The 15,227-nt window shown below is 43.5% G+C and carries 15 protein-coding genes; 5 read left to right on the top strand and 10 right to left on the bottom strand.

All coding sequences use genetic code 11. The features are described 5' to 3' along the window. The 7 genes from hpaI to D7V32_RS00525 are packed head-to-tail and all read right to left on the bottom strand — an operon-like array spanning position 1 to position 5,841. A complete protein-coding gene (gene hpaI, locus D7V32_RS00555) occupies positions 1-804 on the bottom strand; it encodes a 4-hydroxy-2-oxoheptanedioate aldolase (RefSeq protein ID WP_120400980.1) in 804 nt (267 codons plus the stop codon). A 9-nt stretch (positions 805-813) separates the two neighbouring features. After that, positions 814-1,617 carry a 2-oxo-hept-4-ene-1,7-dioate hydratase gene (gene hpaH / locus D7V32_RS00550; RefSeq protein WP_120400979.1) on the bottom strand — a complete coding sequence of 268 codons (804 nt, stop codon included), beginning with the start codon at positions 1,615-1,617 and terminating at the stop codon, positions 814-816. A 14-nt stretch (positions 1,618-1,631) separates the two neighbouring features. After that, complete coding sequence (locus tag D7V32_RS00545) at positions 1,632-2,021, bottom strand: 5-carboxymethyl-2-hydroxymuconate Delta-isomerase (RefSeq protein WP_120400978.1); 390 nt, start codon at positions 2,019-2,021, stop codon at positions 1,632-1,634. Between the two features lie 14 nt (positions 2,022-2,035). Beyond that, on the bottom strand, positions 2,036-2,884 hold the full coding sequence (hpaD, locus tag D7V32_RS00540; protein WP_120400977.1) for a 3,4-dihydroxyphenylacetate 2,3-dioxygenase: 849 nt from the start codon (positions 2,882-2,884) through the stop codon (positions 2,036-2,038). 53 nt (positions 2,885-2,937) lie between these two features. Continuing rightward, positions 2,938-4,398 (bottom strand): 5-carboxymethyl-2-hydroxymuconate semialdehyde dehydrogenase, encoded by a 1,461-nt coding sequence (hpaE, locus tag D7V32_RS00535; protein ID WP_120400976.1) that lies wholly within the window; start codon positions 4,396-4,398, stop codon positions 2,938-2,940. An 18-nt stretch (positions 4,399-4,416) separates the two neighbouring features. Beyond that, positions 4,417-5,178, bottom strand: a complete 762-nt coding sequence (locus tag D7V32_RS00530; protein ID WP_120400975.1) for a fumarylacetoacetate hydrolase family protein — start codon at positions 5,176-5,178, stop codon at positions 4,417-4,419. A 3-nt stretch (positions 5,179-5,181) separates the two neighbouring features. After that, positions 5,182-5,841, bottom strand: a complete 660-nt coding sequence (locus tag D7V32_RS00525; RefSeq protein ID WP_120400974.1) for a fumarylacetoacetate hydrolase family protein — start codon at positions 5,839-5,841, stop codon at positions 5,182-5,184. A gap of 150 nt (positions 5,842-5,991) precedes the next feature. Here D7V32_RS00525 and hpaA point away from each other — a divergent pair, with 150 nt between their 5' ends. Next, positions 5,992-6,900 (top strand): 4-hydroxyphenylacetate catabolism regulatory protein HpaA, encoded by a 909-nt coding sequence (gene hpaA, locus D7V32_RS00520; protein ID WP_120400973.1) that lies wholly within the window; start codon positions 5,992-5,994, stop codon positions 6,898-6,900. After that, positions 6,893-8,077 carry a Bcr/CflA family multidrug efflux MFS transporter gene (locus tag D7V32_RS00515; protein ID WP_120400972.1) on the top strand — a complete coding sequence of 395 codons (1,185 nt, stop codon included), beginning with the start codon at positions 6,893-6,895 and terminating at the stop codon, positions 8,075-8,077. Before hpaA ends, D7V32_RS00515 begins: the two co-directional genes overlap by 8 nt. 248 nt (positions 8,078-8,325) lie before the next feature. Here D7V32_RS00515 and D7V32_RS00510 read toward each other — a convergent pair whose 3' ends face one another. After that, positions 8,326-9,105 (bottom strand): IclR family transcriptional regulator, encoded by a 780-nt coding sequence (locus D7V32_RS00510; protein ID WP_120400971.1) that lies wholly within the window; start codon positions 9,103-9,105, stop codon positions 8,326-8,328. A gap of 382 nt (positions 9,106-9,487) precedes the next feature. Between D7V32_RS00510 and fahA the strand changes: the two genes are divergently transcribed. Genes fahA through D7V32_RS00495 form a run of 3 tightly spaced genes read left to right on the top strand, consistent with a single transcriptional unit; the run spans position 9,488 to position 12,024 of the window. Continuing rightward, on the top strand, positions 9,488-10,771 hold the full coding sequence (gene fahA / locus D7V32_RS00505; protein ID WP_120400970.1) for a fumarylacetoacetase: 1,284 nt from the start codon (positions 9,488-9,490) through the stop codon (positions 10,769-10,771). A gap of 17 nt (positions 10,772-10,788) precedes the next feature. Further along, entirely contained in the window at positions 10,789-11,427 is a 639-nt protein-coding gene (gene maiA, locus D7V32_RS00500) for a maleylacetoacetate isomerase (RefSeq protein WP_120400969.1), read from the top strand. Between the two features lie 21 nt (positions 11,428-11,448). After that, entirely contained in the window at positions 11,449-12,024 is a 576-nt protein-coding gene (locus D7V32_RS00495; RefSeq protein ID WP_120400968.1) for a VOC family protein, read from the top strand. 415 nt (positions 12,025-12,439) lie between these two features. Here D7V32_RS00495 and D7V32_RS00490 read toward each other — a convergent pair whose 3' ends face one another. Further along, complete coding sequence (locus D7V32_RS00490; RefSeq protein ID WP_120400967.1) at positions 12,440-13,432, bottom strand: SUMF1/EgtB/PvdO family nonheme iron enzyme; 993 nt, start codon at positions 13,430-13,432, stop codon at positions 12,440-12,442. Positions 13,433-13,548: 116 nt separating this feature from the next. Next, positions 13,549-15,213: an arylsulfatase gene (locus tag D7V32_RS00485; protein WP_120400966.1), complete on the bottom strand. Its 1,665-nt coding sequence runs from the start codon at positions 15,211-15,213 to the stop codon at positions 13,549-13,551. Positions 15,214-15,227: the final 14 nt, after the last annotated feature.

The following is a 15,227-nucleotide window of genomic DNA, read 5'->3' as shown; positions in this document are numbered from 1 at the left end:
TTAATAGACGCTCGGCGCTGCATTTTCTACAGGCGCCGCGCCTTCTTTAAATTTTGCCAGCAGCTGATTCATCGACTTCATCAGCAAGCTCGTATCCACACCCACTGCAACAAATTCAGTGCCAATCGATAAATAATGTTTTGCCAGCTTTTCATCGGCAGACAAAATACCTGCTGCTTTACCTGCAGCACGGATTTTTCCAATGCTTGAAAGAATAATTTCCTGCACGTCCGGATGACCTGGGTTGCCGCGGTGACCTAAGGCAGCAGATAAATCTGCAGGGCCGATAAATACACCGTCAACACCGTCAACCTGCAAAATTGCATCTAAATTTTCCAAGCCCTTTTTCGACTCGATTTGCACGATGACACAGATTTGCTCATCTGCATCATTTAAATAAGTTGTTAAATTGTTCCAGCGTGAAGCGCGCGCCAAAGCAGAACCCACTCCGCGGATGCCTTCTGGCGGATAACGGGTCGCACTGACCATCAGCTCAGCTTGTTCTGCTGACTCCACCATTGGAATCAATAAAGTTTGCGCGCCAATGTCCAGCAGCTGCTTAATCAATCCTACATCACCCGTTACAGGACGGACAACCGCTTGGCTTGGATACGCCGCAATGGACTGCAATTGATGCAAAATAGTACGCAAATCATTTGGTGCATGTTCACCATCGATCAATAACCAGTCAAAACCTGCATTAGCTGCAATTTCTGCTGCATAGCCATCCGCCATGCCCAGCCACATACCCAGCTGCTGCTGAGTTTTCAGTTTTTGCTTAAAGTAGTTTGTGGTATCTAACATTGCTGCACCTTAAACAAAACGGAACGCAATTGAACCCAGCTGATCATAATCAACATGGAACGTATCACCCGGACGGGCAGCCACTGGGCGGGTGAATGAACCGCCTAAAATCACTTGGCCTGCTTTTAAAGTCACACCATGCGGGTGTAATTTATTGGCAAGCCACGCGACACCTTTTACAGGGTTATTCAGCACTGCAGCAGATACACCCGACTCTTCAATCACACCATTACGGTACAAAATGGCAGAAATACGGCGCAAATCCAGCTCATGCGGTTTGATTGGACGGCCGCCTAAAACAATACCTGCGTTGGCAGCGTTATCAGAAATCGTATCAAAAACTTTACGGGTAATCCCTGTTTCAGGGTCTACGTTATGCAAACGCGCATCAATGATTTCAATGGCTGGAATAATATAATCCGTTGCATCGAGTACATCGAAAATGGTGCAGTTTGGGCCTGTTAGGTCTTTACCTAAAATGAAAGCCAGTTCCACTTCCACACGCGGCACAATAAAGCGCTCAAATGGAATATCTGAACCTTCTTCAAACACCATGTCATCCAGCAAAGCGCCATAATCTGGCTCTGTAATATTTGATGACACTTGCATCGCACGCGACGTTAGGCCAATTTTATGACCAATCAGCTTGCGGCCTTCGGCAATTTTATGCGCTACCCACTCTTTTTGAATAGCATATGCATCTTCAATGGTCATTTCAGGGTATTGCAAAGAGAATTGACGCATTTGCGTGCGGGTCTTCTCGCCTTGGTCTAACTCGAGTGCAAGCGCTTTAATTTTTTCTTGATCTAGCATATGTATAAATCCTTTTATTTCTGTGCATTCAAAAATTGATGGATATTGTTAGATTTGTAATTCAATACCGGATCAAGTTCTGTCATTTCAAAAGAGACCGCCAGCAGACGTTTGTCTTTTAAAGGCTTAAAGTATGCGTCGATCAGCGCGAAGAGTTCTTCTGCTACACGCTGCCGCGTTTCCAAATCTCGACCAGCCCCAACCTTTAAGGTCATATGGATAAATGCATAATCGTGCTTGGCATCGGCAATCACATAGTCATCCATACGGATTGCGCGGCTGCGGATGCCGCCTAAGGGGAATACGCCTGTTGCACCCAAGAAAGTATTTACCTTATTAAAGAAGTCCTGAAAGTCGATGTCATCTTTAATATTGGCGCTGTATTCGGCTGTAAAATGAGGCATGATCTGGACTCCTGTTATTCCACTGGGAAAATCGCGTTAATTTGACCTGTGCCTGAGCTTGGGAAAGCTGGCGTTACGATTTCAACAGGCTTGCTGTAGCTATCCCAGCCCAATAAGCCCAATAGCATTGCGGTGTCATGCATACCGCCTTCGCCATAACAGTACTCTGCATATTCAGGCAGCATGTCTGTGAATTCTTTCCACTCAGCGCGTTCCCACATGCCGACCACGTGTTTATCGACTTGACGGTCCCACTCACGGGTATAAGAGTCCATACCGCGATGCGCTTCACGGTCCCAAATAAAGCGATGTGACAATGAACCGCTGGCAAATACTGCAACTGTACCGTCGTATTTTTCAATCGCGTTTAACAAGCCTTCGCCAAATTTACGGCTGTCTTGCAGTTCATGCGACGTGAGGAACGCAGAGACAGAAACCACTTTAAATTTTTTGTCTTGGTTCATATAACGCATTGGAACCAATGTACCGTATTCAAGATGCAAGCTTTCGATGTTATGCGCTTGAACACGAATACCGGTTTTTGCAATTTCTTCTTGCATCAATTGACCGAATTCAGGGTTGCCGTCGTAATCGAATTCCATATTTTTAATGAAGTGCGGCAGTTCATTACTGGTATACACGCCTTCGAAATGCGCGCCGCAGTTAATATGAAAAGCACTGTTCACCAGCCAATGGCTGTCAAAAACCACAATAGTATCTACACCCAGTTCACGGCAGCGGCGGCCAATTTCAATATGACCGTCAATCGCGGCTTGACGGCAGCCATTTTGCGGGCCCGGCAGTTCAGACAAATACATCGATGGCACATGCGTAATTTTTGCAGCTAAAGCGAGCTTACCCATATTCTTTCTTCCTGAAATTTTAAAATGCTTTATTCATTTCCCGAAGGGAGCGTTTACACGCCCCACTTTGGAATATGGTGTGAACCCATTGAGATACATACGTTTTTCAGCTCAGTGAACACTTCTAAGCTGTACTCACCGCCTTCACGGCCTGTACCAGAACCTTTAATGCCGCCAAATGGCTGACGCAAGTCACGCACGTTTTGGCTGTTAATGAACACCATGCCTGCTTCAATGCCTGCAGCAATACGGTGCGCCTTACCAATGTCTTGAGTCCAGATATAAGATGCTAGACCATATTCAGTGTCATTTGCCAAACGAAGCGCTTCAGCTTCATCTTTGAACTTGATCAAACATACCACTGGGCCAAAGATTTCTTCTTGCGCGATACGCATACGGTTGTCAACGTCAGCAAATACAGTTGGCTGAATGAAGTGACCGTTTTTCAAATGATCTGCAAGACCTGCTGGGCGCTCTAAACCGCCTGCAACTAAGTTCGCGCCTTCTTCCATACCAATTTTGATATAGCCCGTTACTTTGTCGTAATGCGCTTTGGTAATCATTGAACCGACTTGAGTCTTCAGATCCTGCGGATCGCCTACCAAAATGTTTTTCGCGCGGCGCGCAAATTCTTTAACAAACTCGTCATATACCGATTCTTGAATGAAAATACGACTGCCTGCAGTACAACGTTCACCGTTCAAAGAGAAGATGGTGAACAGTGCAGCATCAAGTGCGCGCTCTAGATCTGCATCTTCAAAAATCAGCACTGGAGACTTACCGCCAAGTTCCATTGAGTATTTTTTTAAGCCCGCGCCAGCCATGATTTTACGGCCAGTTGCTGTACCGCCTGTGAATGAAATTGCGCGTACATCAGGGTGTTTCACCAGTGCATCACCTGCATTTGCGCCATAACCTTGAACCACGTTAAATACGCCTTCTGGAATACCCGCTTCCAGCGCTAAACGGCCCAGCTCATTTGCTGTTAACGGCGAAAGCTCAGACATTTTAAGTACAGCCGTGTTACCTAATGCTAAACATGGCGCAGTTTTCCACGTCGCGGTCATGAACGGTACGTTCCAAGGAGAAACCAAACCGCATACCCCCACTGGCTGGTGCAGTGTGTAGTTCAGCATTTGGTCATCTACTGGATAAGTATGACCATTTAGACGTGTACATACTTCAGCGAAGAAGTTGAAGTTATGTGATGCACGAGGAATCAAAACATTCTTGGTTTGGTGAATCGGCAAACCCGTATCTAAAGTTTCCAGTTCCGCAATTTTCGCTACGTTTTGGTCAATTAAGTCGCCCAAGTTACGCATTAAACGCGCGCGTTCTTTGGCTGGTGTTTTTGCCCAGCCCGGTGCAGCGCGTTTTGCAGCAGCAACCGCTAAGTTAATTTCTTCCTGACCGCCGCTGGCCACTTCACCAATCGCTTGGTTGGTTGCAGGGTTATAGTTGGTAAACGTTTCTTTGCTTTCGACTTCTTTGCCGTCAATCCAATGCTTAATCATGCTGTTAATCCTTTAACCTTATGCTGTTTTAAAAAATTCTGATTCTGAAACAATGAAGTTGCGCAGCTTACCCACGCCCTCAATTTCAACGACAACTTCGTCACCCGGAACGACATCAGATAAGCCTTCTGGTGTACCCGTTGCGATCATGTCGCCCGGCTGTAAAGTCATAAATGATGAGATGTATTCAATTAAGAATGGCACATCAAAAATCATGTCTGAGGTTGTACCTTCTTGACGAAGCTCACCATTCACCCAAGTTTTTAATACAAGGTTATTTGGCGATGGAACCAATGATTTATCAATAATGTAAGGACCTACTGGCGTCGTCGAATGACGGTTCTTCACACGTAAATTCGGACGGTAGTAGTTTTCTAAAAAGTCACGGATTGCGTAGTCGTTACATAGTGTGTAACCTGCAACGTAATCCAACGCATCTTCACGTTTTACATTTTTCGCCGTTTTGCCAATCACAGCAACCAGCTCACACTCATAGTGCATGTATTCAACATTGTCCGGACGCCAAGTATTTTCGTTATGGCCTGTATATGTGTTTGGCGCTTTAATGAAAATCAACGGCTCTTTAGGCGGTTCAAATGCCAACTCACGTGCATGGTCTGCATAATTCAGGCCTAGCGCAAACATAGTGCCGTTTGCAGGCGGCAGCCATTCAACTGCTTTTTCTTCTACAACTTCACCATTTGGAAGGGTCACTTGAAGCTCATCATTGACCTGAACTTCTAAAATTTCATTGTTATAGCGAATGCGTGCAGTTTTCATGTCTTAGTTCCCTTCTTCCTGAATTGTATTTGTCACTGAGCCGAGCTGATCGATTTCCACACGAACTTCATCACCTGCATTTAAGTCCACACGGCCAAACGGTGTGCCAGTTAAAATAATGTCGCCTTCATTCAGCGGCATATATTCAGAAATTTCTTCAATAATTTGCGCAGGTGTACGAATCCAATTGGCTGTGTTGCCTTCTTGCTTTAACTCACCATTGACATAAACACGCAGCGTCAAATTATTCAGATCTGTCACTGCATCTGCAGCGACTGGTGTACCCAGTACACAGAAACCATCTTGGCATTTGGCTTTAATGGCTGGACGGTAGTAGCTGTCTTCCGGAAGACTCAGTTCATTGACAGTCACAAAACCCGCTACATGTGCTAAAGCATCATTTTCCGCAACACGGCTGGTACTTTTGCCGATCACGATGCCAAGCGCAGGGCCTGCTTGCAAAATCTCGCCTTTTTTCTTAATGACAATATTTCCAGATGCATTTCGCGTATTTGGTGTTTTAATAAATAGAACCGGCTTTTTCGGCTCATTCACATAAGGCTTCTCATTGAACTGCGCCTGAAGTTTTTCATATAAGCATTTGTAATTCAATGTGATACCAAAAATATTACCATCCATGCTGATGCTTTTTAACTCACTCATTTGAGACTCTCTACTGATGATCTGGTCAATATTTGACTAGACATTTTGAAATTTAATTAATATATTAACTTTATAATTAACATATTAACTTTTTTCAAGTCCTTTTTACAGGTAAAGTTGAAAAATTATACTTTTCATGGACTCGAAGGTATGAATCAGATGCAAATCCCCAACATCAAATTAGGCGAGGTTTATGACCAGCGCTACATGAATTCAGAAATTCATTACGACTCGCAAGGGAAGCTGGCGGATTTCTTTGGCGTGAACATGCCAGCCCACCGTCATGACGGCTTTTTTCAAATTCACTATTTCACCAAAGGGTCTATCCGCATCTTTTTAGATGATGTGAAATACGTCTGCAATGCGCCAGTCTGTTTTCTCACTCCGCCTTCCGTAGCGCACTCATTTATTACCGATCCAATGTGTGAAGGCCATGTGCTCACGGTTCAGCAAAATTTAGTCTGGCCTTTACTGCAAGTAGACTTAAAGGTGCAAAATATCGTGCCCTTGTGTATCTCAATCGACAGCCTTAAAAAAGAAAATGCCGACGACCTGATTCAGCTCGAACGTTACTTTATTGATTTACAAAAAGAGTTCCAAACCAATAAAGCCAACCGTCAGCCTGCTCTGCGTAATCTGGTCTCTTTGATTTTTATTCAAATGATCCGCTTGGGTGATGTAACTGCGCCGCGTATTAACAGCTGCAGCGGGGATCTTGCAACTTTCCGCGCATTTAACGAACTGATTGAAAATCACTTTCTGGAACATTGGCCGCTCAGTGAATATGCCAAACAGCTGAACGTCACTGAAACGCGTTTAAATGACATTTGCCGCCGCGTGGCTGACATTTCTTCCAAAAAATTGATCTTTGACCGCCAAATGCAAGAAGCAAAACGCCAGCTTATTTTCTCCGATGCCACAATCAATACGGTGTGCTATCAATTGGGTTTTAAAGATCCTGCCTATTTCAGCCGTTTCTTTACCCGTCATGCAGGCCTGCGCCCCTCAGATTACCGCAACCAGCACCTCAACACAGCCCGAACCTTAAATTATGATTGATTCCCGCCGCACCCCGCCCAAGTCACTGATTGTTTTATTGGGCGCATTAGTGGCTTTTGGGCCGCTTTCTATTGATATGTATCTTCCAAGCCTCCCATTCATTGCTTCGGATTTAAATACCCATGTTAGCCAAGTGCAAAAGACCATCACTATTTTTTTGATCGGCTTTAGTATTGGCATGCTGATCTATGGCCCGCTGTCTGACCGTTATGGCCGTAAAAAGCTGTTAATAATGGGTATGCTGATTTATATTTTTGCGACCTTAGGCTGCGCTTTTGCACAGCAAATCGAGCAGCTGCAATGGTTTAGGCTATTACAGGCCATTGGCGGCGCAAGCGCTTCTGTATTATCCCGCGCCTTGGTGCGTGATCTTTTCAACAATGATGAAATTCCTAAAATTTTATCGCTTATGCATATTATCACCATGATTGCGACTCTTATTGCCCCAGTATTTGGCGCGTGGATTGCAACCCAATGGAGCTGGCATGGCATTTTTATTTTCCTGCTGGTGTACTCTGTCATTTGTTTAATGTGGACCAAATTCAGTATTGAAGCGCGGCTGCCCGCACCCAATCCAGCCAGCCTGTTGACCAACTATACGGCCGTACTGAAAAACCGTTTCGCAATTGGCTTAATTTTATGCAACAGCTTTTCATTTGGCGGCATGTTTGCCTATATCACAGCCTCATCCTTTGTATTTATTCATTATTATGGCTTCAGCCCGCAGCAATATGCCCTGCTGTTTGGCTTCAACATTTTCAGCATCATTATTTTTACCAGTATAAATAGCCGTGCATTAAAATATTATTCGGCTTATCAGCTGCTGAAGATTATGGCTGCCATTTCTTGCCTAGCAGGCCTATATTTAGCCGTGATTACCGTGCTACAGCTTGAATCACCTGTATGGCTGATTGCTGGCCTTGCTGTATTTGTCGGTGTCACTGGTTCTATTGGCGCCAACTCATTGGCCAATCTATTAAAACTTTTACCGCAGCAAGCAGGCACTGCATCTGGTCTTGCGGTTTCAACCCAATTTGCAATTGGGGCATGCATGAGCGGATTAGTCAGTATATTTTTCACTAACAATCATCCTGCAACCATGAACCTTGTGGTCTGTTTAGGCGCTTGTTTATGCTTAATAAGCTTAATGCTTACTCATGGTATGAAACACGACTAATCTGACTGTAGCCTCTTCCGTGGCAGCCACTGCCACGGCCTTGCATCTGGCCATTCTTCCAATATTGACATAGCCAAACCCAGCGCTGCAAAAAAGGCGCTTAGCAGTGGAAAATAAAAAGTCCCGCTTGTCCGACAGAAACCGGCAAGACAATACCGCCATTAAAGCAACGATAATTCTCTAGATCTAAAAAAACTGGCTAGATTCCCTCAATGTCACTTTTGGAGAAAAGCGCCGAATGGAAGGGCTTATCTCTGAGTGATATACGCAGTCAAAGCTTGAGCCGTTTCTTTTAAAGCTTTGACCTTTTCATTTTCAAAGTCTATAGGCAGGCACCATTCACTTCCCAATGCAGCTATACAAAATTCAATCTCGCCATGCGCATTGAAAATTGGTACACAGAACGAGTTCACTCCTGCCAGCATATCGCCCGAAACAGTTGCAGCGCCTTTTTCAACAATGCTTTGTTTCATTTCCTGAAACTCAGTCCAATTGGCTGGATAAACCGGCTGTCCTTGCATTTGTTTCAGTGCCCACTCCTGCTCCAGCAATGGCCGAATAATGCTTTCATTCATAAATGCAGCATATGCACGGCCTGTAGCAGAATTCAGCAGCGGCATAATCGAACCCACTCGTGTAATAACAGAAACCGGTTGATTCGGTTCAATCCATTGCACAATCAGCGGTCCTTGTGATGACCATTTACTAATTTGCAACCCGCATTCAATACTTCGGTGCAATTCATAAATCATCGGCTGAGCAGCCTGTATAGCATCTGTTCGCTGAATACAGCTCAATCCCAGACGCCATGCCTGATCACCAAGCGCATAACGCCCATCATCAAGCTGTTTTGCATAGCTCATACGCACTAAGCTCACAACATAACGATGGACTTTTGCAGGGTGCATCGACAATTTTTCAGCCAGTTCTTTCAGCATCATGGGCATTTGGTGCGCAATCAGAGCATCAAGTACAGTTAAGCCAACTTCTAAGGACTGCACGCCGCCTTGTATTTTTTCTTCAGACATTTGTCCTAACTCTCACTTCTTTGATCAGCATTCTACTCGAAGCACGCTGATTGCAAAGCGTCAAACACAAGAAAATGATCGCAATGAATACGAAGCGTGTCCTTGCTGCTGACAATCTAAAATCAAACATAATTACGAAATTCATAATTAAATTACATATTGTGTAATTTATAAAAATAAGTATGATGAGATTAATTGCAAAATGCAACGTCTCTTAGACGCGAGTCTTAAAATGACTCAAATCAAACATAAACAATTGTTTTAAAAATTATTTTTAGCAACAAACACCATTTATGAGCACTAAACTCTTATAAAAATTGCCGAATTTGATGAATAAAGCACTGAAATGCAAAAACGTCACTTTGACATAAGGAACATGGAAATGACTAGCCAATTGAAATCATTTATTGAAATTGCACAAAACTCGGACTTCCCTATTCAGAATTTGCCATACGGCATATTCAGCGAGACACCTGCAGGCACACGCCGCGCAGCTGTGGCTTTAGGTGAATGGGCCGTAGACCTTGCTGCCTTAGAAGCAAATGGCTTTTTAAACCTCCAAGCTGGCGAAACATATTTCAATCAAGCAACACTCAACAAATTCATTGAGTCAGGCAAAGCCAACTGGTCTAAAGTCCGCACTGAATTGCAAACATTGCTTTCAGCAGATCACCCAGAACTGCGTGACAACAGTGAATTACGTCAAAAAGTATTTTTTAAACAATCAGAAGTAACATTGCATTTACCGGTCCATGTTCCTGGCTATACAGATTTTTACTCATCAAAAGAACATGCAACAAATGTTGGCTCTATGTTCCGCGACCCTAAAAATGCACTTTTAGCCAACTGGTCTGAACTGCCTGTAGGCTATAACGGACGTGCAAGCTCAGTCATTGTGAGCGGCACAGACATTGTTCGCCCATCGGGTCAAATTAAATTGCCAACTGCAGAGCGTCCCGAGTTTTCAGCTTGCCGCAAGCTCGACTTTGAATTAGAAACAGGTTTCATTATTGGCAAACCCAACAAATTAGGCGAGCCGATCAGCATTGAAAATGCTTGGGATCATATCTTTGGCATGGTGCTGTTCAATGACTGGTCTGCACGTGACTTGCAGCAGTGGGAATACGTTCCGCTAGGCCCATTCAATGCAAAAACATTCGCATCTTCAATCTCGCCTTGGATTGTCACTTTAGATGCGCTTGAACCCTTTAAAACACATTCTCCAGTCCAAGACCCTCAGCCGCTGGCCTATCTTCGTGAAGACCATAGCCGCAATAGCTATGACATTAACCTGTCTGTAGAAATTCAAGCAGATGGCGCAGCTCAAGCAGATGTGATTTGTGAAACCAACTTCAAATATATGTACTGGTCAATGGCGCAGCAATTAGCGCATCACACCATTGCCGGCTGCAATGTACAAGTCGGTGACCTTATGGGGTCAGGCACGATTTCAGGCCCAACACCAAACTCTTATGGCTCACTGCTTGAAATCACATGGAATACGACCAAACCGCTTACATTAGCAAATGGTGAACAGCGTACATTTATTCAAGATGGCGATACGCTAACCATGAAAGGCTACTGTGAAAAAGATGGTTTACGTGTCGGTTTTGGTGAGGTTTCTGGCAGAGTCCTTCCAGCTGTTCAATTTAACTTTACTGAATAAAATTTAGGACAGCTTAAATGAAACTGTATACCTATTTTCGCAGCTCAGCGGCCTACCGTGTCCGCATTGCACTGAATTTGAAAGGCTTAGAGGCAGAGCAAATTCCTGTGCACTTGCTCAACAATGGCGGTGAGCAGCATAGCGAAGCGTATCGCCAAATCAACGCGAGTGCACTTGTACCTGCATTAACAGATGAGCATTTCACGCTGACTCAATCATTAGGCATGATCGAGTACCTCGATGAAAAATATCCCAATACGGCGCTGCTTCCGCAAGACATCGAACAGCGCGCTTTGATTCGCGCATTCAGCTTAAGTATCGCCTGCGATATCCACCCGCTGAACAATCTGCGGGTTTTGCAATACCTAAAAACTGTGTTCAACATCAGCGATGAACAAAAGTCAGCATGGTATGCACATTGGGTTAAAACAGGCTTTGCTGCCCTTGAAGCACAGCTGATTCATTCAAATGGACAGTTTTGTTTTGGTCAACAAGCGACTTTAGCCGATTGCTGCCTGATTCCTCAGGTTTATAACGCCAAACGCTTCAATATTGATTTATCTGCATATCCGAAAATTGAAGCCATTTACGCACATTGCAGCACATTAAAGACATTTCAGCAGGCAGCTCCAGAAGCCCAGCCTGAAGCCGCTTAAACTTTTATAAGGACATAAATTATGGCGATTCAAATCGAAAAAATTCACCATGTGGCTTACCGCTGTAAAGATGCAAAAGAAACCGTGGAATGGTACAAAAAAAATCTGAATATGGATTTTATTTTAGCGTTTGCTGAAGACTATGTACCGTCAACCAAAGCTTTCGATCCTTATATGCATTTATTCTTAGATGCAGGCAACGGCAATGTTTTAGCTTTTTTTGAGCTGCCTGCACAGCCTGAAATGGGCCGTGACGAAAATACGCCCAAATGGGTGCAGCATATTGCGCTTAAAGTGAAAGACCGCACAGCGCTTGCAGAAGCAAAAGCGCATTTAGAAGCAAATGGTGTAAATGTTTTAGGAATTACCAACCACGGTATTTTCCATTCAATTTACTTCTTCGACCCAAATGGCCACCGCTTAGAATTAGCATATGACGATGAAAAAGCGCAGCAAAAAATTGCCATGATTACCGAGGAAATGAAGTACGAAATGCTTGAAGAATGGTCTAAAAATAAACGTGCGCCGCACCATACTCACTTTTTGCATGCAGATGAGTTAGACAATAACTCCGCTGATGCCAAAGCTAATGCTTAAATTCAGGGACAATCAGACTCATGAATAAATTAGCGGCAAATACTGAACTTGCTTTGGCCTCAGCCGTTGCCAGTAATTAAACTTTAACAGTAGACGTGAAACTCATTACGAAAGTGCTGGATGCTGCTTAAGTAACCAAAACATTCTCTTCAAAGCAGCTTGGGCTGCTTTGTTTGCAGGCATGTTATTATGCCGGTATTCCTATGGCCGCAATGTCTAGTATTTTTAGCCAATATTTTCAAATCTGACAAAAAAGTTCAGCTATTTTATTACTTTGCACGCTTTCCAATATTTTTACTATGACAGAAGTGATTACTTTGCTTCAGCCCTAAAGTCTTGCCCGCTGGCAGAAAGACTCTGTCACACGTTTCAATTGAAATAAAAATCAATTGCCTAATTTATCTTAGACATAAAATTACTTTTTGCTTTGATAAACAGTTCTAAATCCAACATGGCTCATGGCAAGATTTGCTTCTTGTGACTGCCGTGCAGCTGCGCGGTACCTCGCACAATAATTGTCAGCACACAAATATGAACCGCCTTTAATGGTGTAATGGTTATAGGCAGGCTGCGATTTTTTCAGCTGTTGATGATTTCCCAAATGATCATCATGGCTGCCTGTAAACGGTGAGCGTGTATACTCCCAAATATTGCCAATCATATCGTATAAACCAAAAGGATTGGCCTCATAGCAGCCTACTGGCGCAACATCCTCAAAGCCATCTTCGACTGCATTTTGATAAGGAAATTGGCCTTGCCAAACATTAGCATTGATATGGCTGCCATGATTCATTGCTTGCACATCACGCTGCTGAGCAAATGCTTTAGCAGCGTATTCCCATTGCTCTTCTGTTGGCAGTTCATGCCCTAACCAGTCTGCATATGCCAGCGCATCCTTTAAAGTGACGATCCTCACAGGCTCATTCGGTAAAGTTTTTCTCTGTGAATGTGCACCCCACGGCTGTTTCCAAGTGGCATTTTTTTCCAATTTCCACCAGCCTAATTCACTGACTGCCTGTTTCGGCTGTACAAAAATAGCTGCTTCACCTTGCTGTTCTGCCTCCGTTACATACTGTGTTGCTTTCACAAAGGCTTCAAACTGCGCATTGGTTACTTCCGTCTGATCCATATAAAAAGATTCAACCGTGCGCTGGCTATTCATAAGAGACTTTTCTTCTGGATAAGCCTCATTATTGCCTATTTCATAACTTCCGCCCTCAATATTCACCATTCCTGCAGTCTTATGCTTTAACCAACCCTGGGGAACACCAGAATACTGCCGGCATAACTCAGCTTTTATTTTATTTGGAGCAGATGCTTCATCAGATTGGTTTGGCTGTTCCTTCGGCTGACTGCAGCCCATAAAAAATAAAGGGCTAAAGCAGAGTACCGCCCAAATCTTTTTCATCAACTTTCACTCTCAATTTGATGATCTTACAATGCCGTCAGCTTTTAGGCTTAACTCAATTTCCCCCTAAAAGCTAATGCTTGAAAACGTTGTACTTTTAGAATATCTGAACTGGTTTATTTTTCAGCCTCACCTATGCATTTGCCATAAAAGCAAAGCTTTTGTGCATAGTTATAACGGGCAGGCGCTTTCACGACATCTACATGTTTGGCATATTGCTGCCACTGTTTAATCATTTTTTTGACTTGTTTCGGGTGCTGTTCAGCCACATCTGCTTTCATGGAGGGATCTGATGCTCGGTCAAACAATTGCCATTTGGCATTACCATAAGGCGCTGCCTGCTCTAATAACAACCAGTCTTTATCCCTCACAGCTTTACGGTTGTTAAACTCCCAATTGAGCGCACGATCCTGCAATTTTTTACCATTAAAAACAGAAGAAAATGACACCCCTTCAAATTTTAAAGCCGCCTTTTTATCTTGTTTAATTCCTGCATAATCAAGCACGGTAGGTACAAAATCCATAACATGCAAATTGCTATTATTTATTGTGCCGGCAGGAATTCTTTTCGGATAACTCATTAAAGCAGGTACATGAATTCCGCCATCAGAAAGGAAACCTTTAGCATGCGGATACGGTGTTGCAGAGACTTGAGCCCACTGTGGTCCTAACGCAATATATGAACCCTTGCGCCCCATATTTTCAAGGGAGTTATCAAAGGCCGAATTTACCCAATCCATAAAACCATCATTTTCGTCCAAACCTTCAATATCGGCTGCTTCTGGTCCATTATCAGAGATAAATAATACGATGGTGTCATCCAGCTCACCTGTACTTTGTAAATAATCCATGACTCGGCCAATATTGACATCCATATTGTCGAGCATGCCTGCATAAACTTGCATTGCTTTGCTTTCACGAGCTTGCTGTTCTGGAGTTAATTCATGCCATGGTGTCAATTTATCTGCAAAAGGATTATTCACAGCCGTATTTGGAGCGACCACACCCAATTGCTTCAATGTCGTCAGGCGCTGTTCACGAACAGCATCGTATCCTTGTTTATAAGCATCTTTATATTTGGCAATATATTGATCTGGCGCCTGTAAAGGCCAGTGTGCCGAAGTTAATGCTAAATAGGCAAAGAATGGCTTATTCTGATCGCGAGAATTTTTTAAATAACCTAACATGCGGTCAGTATAATAATCTGTCGAATAAAAATTTTCTGGCAATTTCACTTTTTTGCCATCATCCAGATAAATTGGATCATAGTTCAACAGCAGCGGTGTTTCATCAAAATGCCCTGCACCGCCTTGCAATAAAACAAAAGATTTTTCAAAACCGCGTGCAGAAGGCACCAAATCAGGCTTTTTACCCAAATGCCATTTACCGCTCATAAAGGTTTGATAACCGCTTTGCTTTAAAATTTCAGCAAGTGTAGACGCCTTATTTGTGAGCACACCTTGATAGCCTTCATGACCTTCATGCTCGGGCTGCAACAATTCTGCCATTGTGCCCATGCCAACCTGATGATTGTCTTGACCAGTCAACAGCATTGAACGCGTCACTGAACACGTTGGACCAGAATAAAAATTAGATAATGTTGCCCCTTGTTTGGCCAAACGCTGTAAGTTTGGCGTTGGAATTTCACTGCCAAAAGGCTGAATATCAGAAAAACCTACATCGTCAGCAACAATAAGCAATACATTCGGCTGCTTTGCATTTGCAAAAGATGAACACATCCACATCGAAAGCAATAATGTTCCATATTTTTTGATTTTCATCGTCCACTCCTGTG

Source organism: Acinetobacter tianfuensis (genome assembly GCF_003611465.1).
GTDB classification, from domain to species: Bacteria; Pseudomonadota; Gammaproteobacteria; order Pseudomonadales; family Moraxellaceae; genus Acinetobacter; species Acinetobacter tianfuensis.
The sequence above is the reverse complement of the archived record's forward strand: the minus strand, read 5'-3'. Positions and strand labels throughout refer to the sequence as shown.

Coding starts and splice junctions, on each gene's coding strand:
- hpaI (WP_120400980.1), bottom strand. CDS start 804: ATGTTAGATACCACAAACTACTTTAAGCAAAAACTGAAAACTCAGCAG.
- hpaH (WP_120400979.1), bottom strand. CDS start 1,617: ATGCTAGATCAAGAAAAAATTAAAGCGCTTGCACTCGAGTTAGACCAA.
- D7V32_RS00545 (WP_120400978.1), bottom strand. CDS start 2,021: ATGCCTCATTTTACAGCCGAATACAGCGCCAATATTAAAGATGACATC.
- hpaD (WP_120400977.1), bottom strand. CDS start 2,884: ATGGGTAAGCTCGCTTTAGCTGCAAAAATTACGCATGTGCCATCGATG.
- hpaE (WP_120400976.1), bottom strand. CDS start 4,398: ATGATTAAGCATTGGATTGACGGCAAAGAAGTCGAAAGCAAAGAAACG.
- D7V32_RS00530 (WP_120400975.1), bottom strand. CDS start 5,178: ATGAAAACTGCACGCATTCGCTATAACAATGAAATTTTAGAAGTTCAG.
- D7V32_RS00525 (WP_120400974.1), bottom strand. CDS start 5,841: ATGAGTGAGTTAAAAAGCATCAGCATGGATGGTAATATTTTTGGTATC.
- hpaA (WP_120400973.1), top strand. CDS start 5,992: ATGAATCAGATGCAAATCCCCAACATCAAATTAGGCGAGGTTTATGAC.
- D7V32_RS00515 (WP_120400972.1), top strand. CDS start 6,893: ATGATTGATTCCCGCCGCACCCCGCCCAAGTCACTGATTGTTTTATTG.
- D7V32_RS00510 (WP_120400971.1), bottom strand. CDS start 9,105: ATGTCTGAAGAAAAAATACAAGGCGGCGTGCAGTCCTTAGAAGTTGGC.
- fahA (WP_120400970.1), top strand. CDS start 9,488: ATGACTAGCCAATTGAAATCATTTATTGAAATTGCACAAAACTCGGAC.
- maiA (WP_120400969.1), top strand. CDS start 10,789: ATGAAACTGTATACCTATTTTCGCAGCTCAGCGGCCTACCGTGTCCGC.
- D7V32_RS00495 (WP_120400968.1), top strand. CDS start 11,449: ATGGCGATTCAAATCGAAAAAATTCACCATGTGGCTTACCGCTGTAAA.
- D7V32_RS00490 (WP_120400967.1), bottom strand. CDS start 13,432: ATGAAAAAGATTTGGGCGGTACTCTGCTTTAGCCCTTTATTTTTTATG.
- D7V32_RS00485 (WP_120400966.1), bottom strand. CDS start 15,213: ATGAAAATCAAAAAATATGGAACATTATTGCTTTCGATGTGGATGTGT.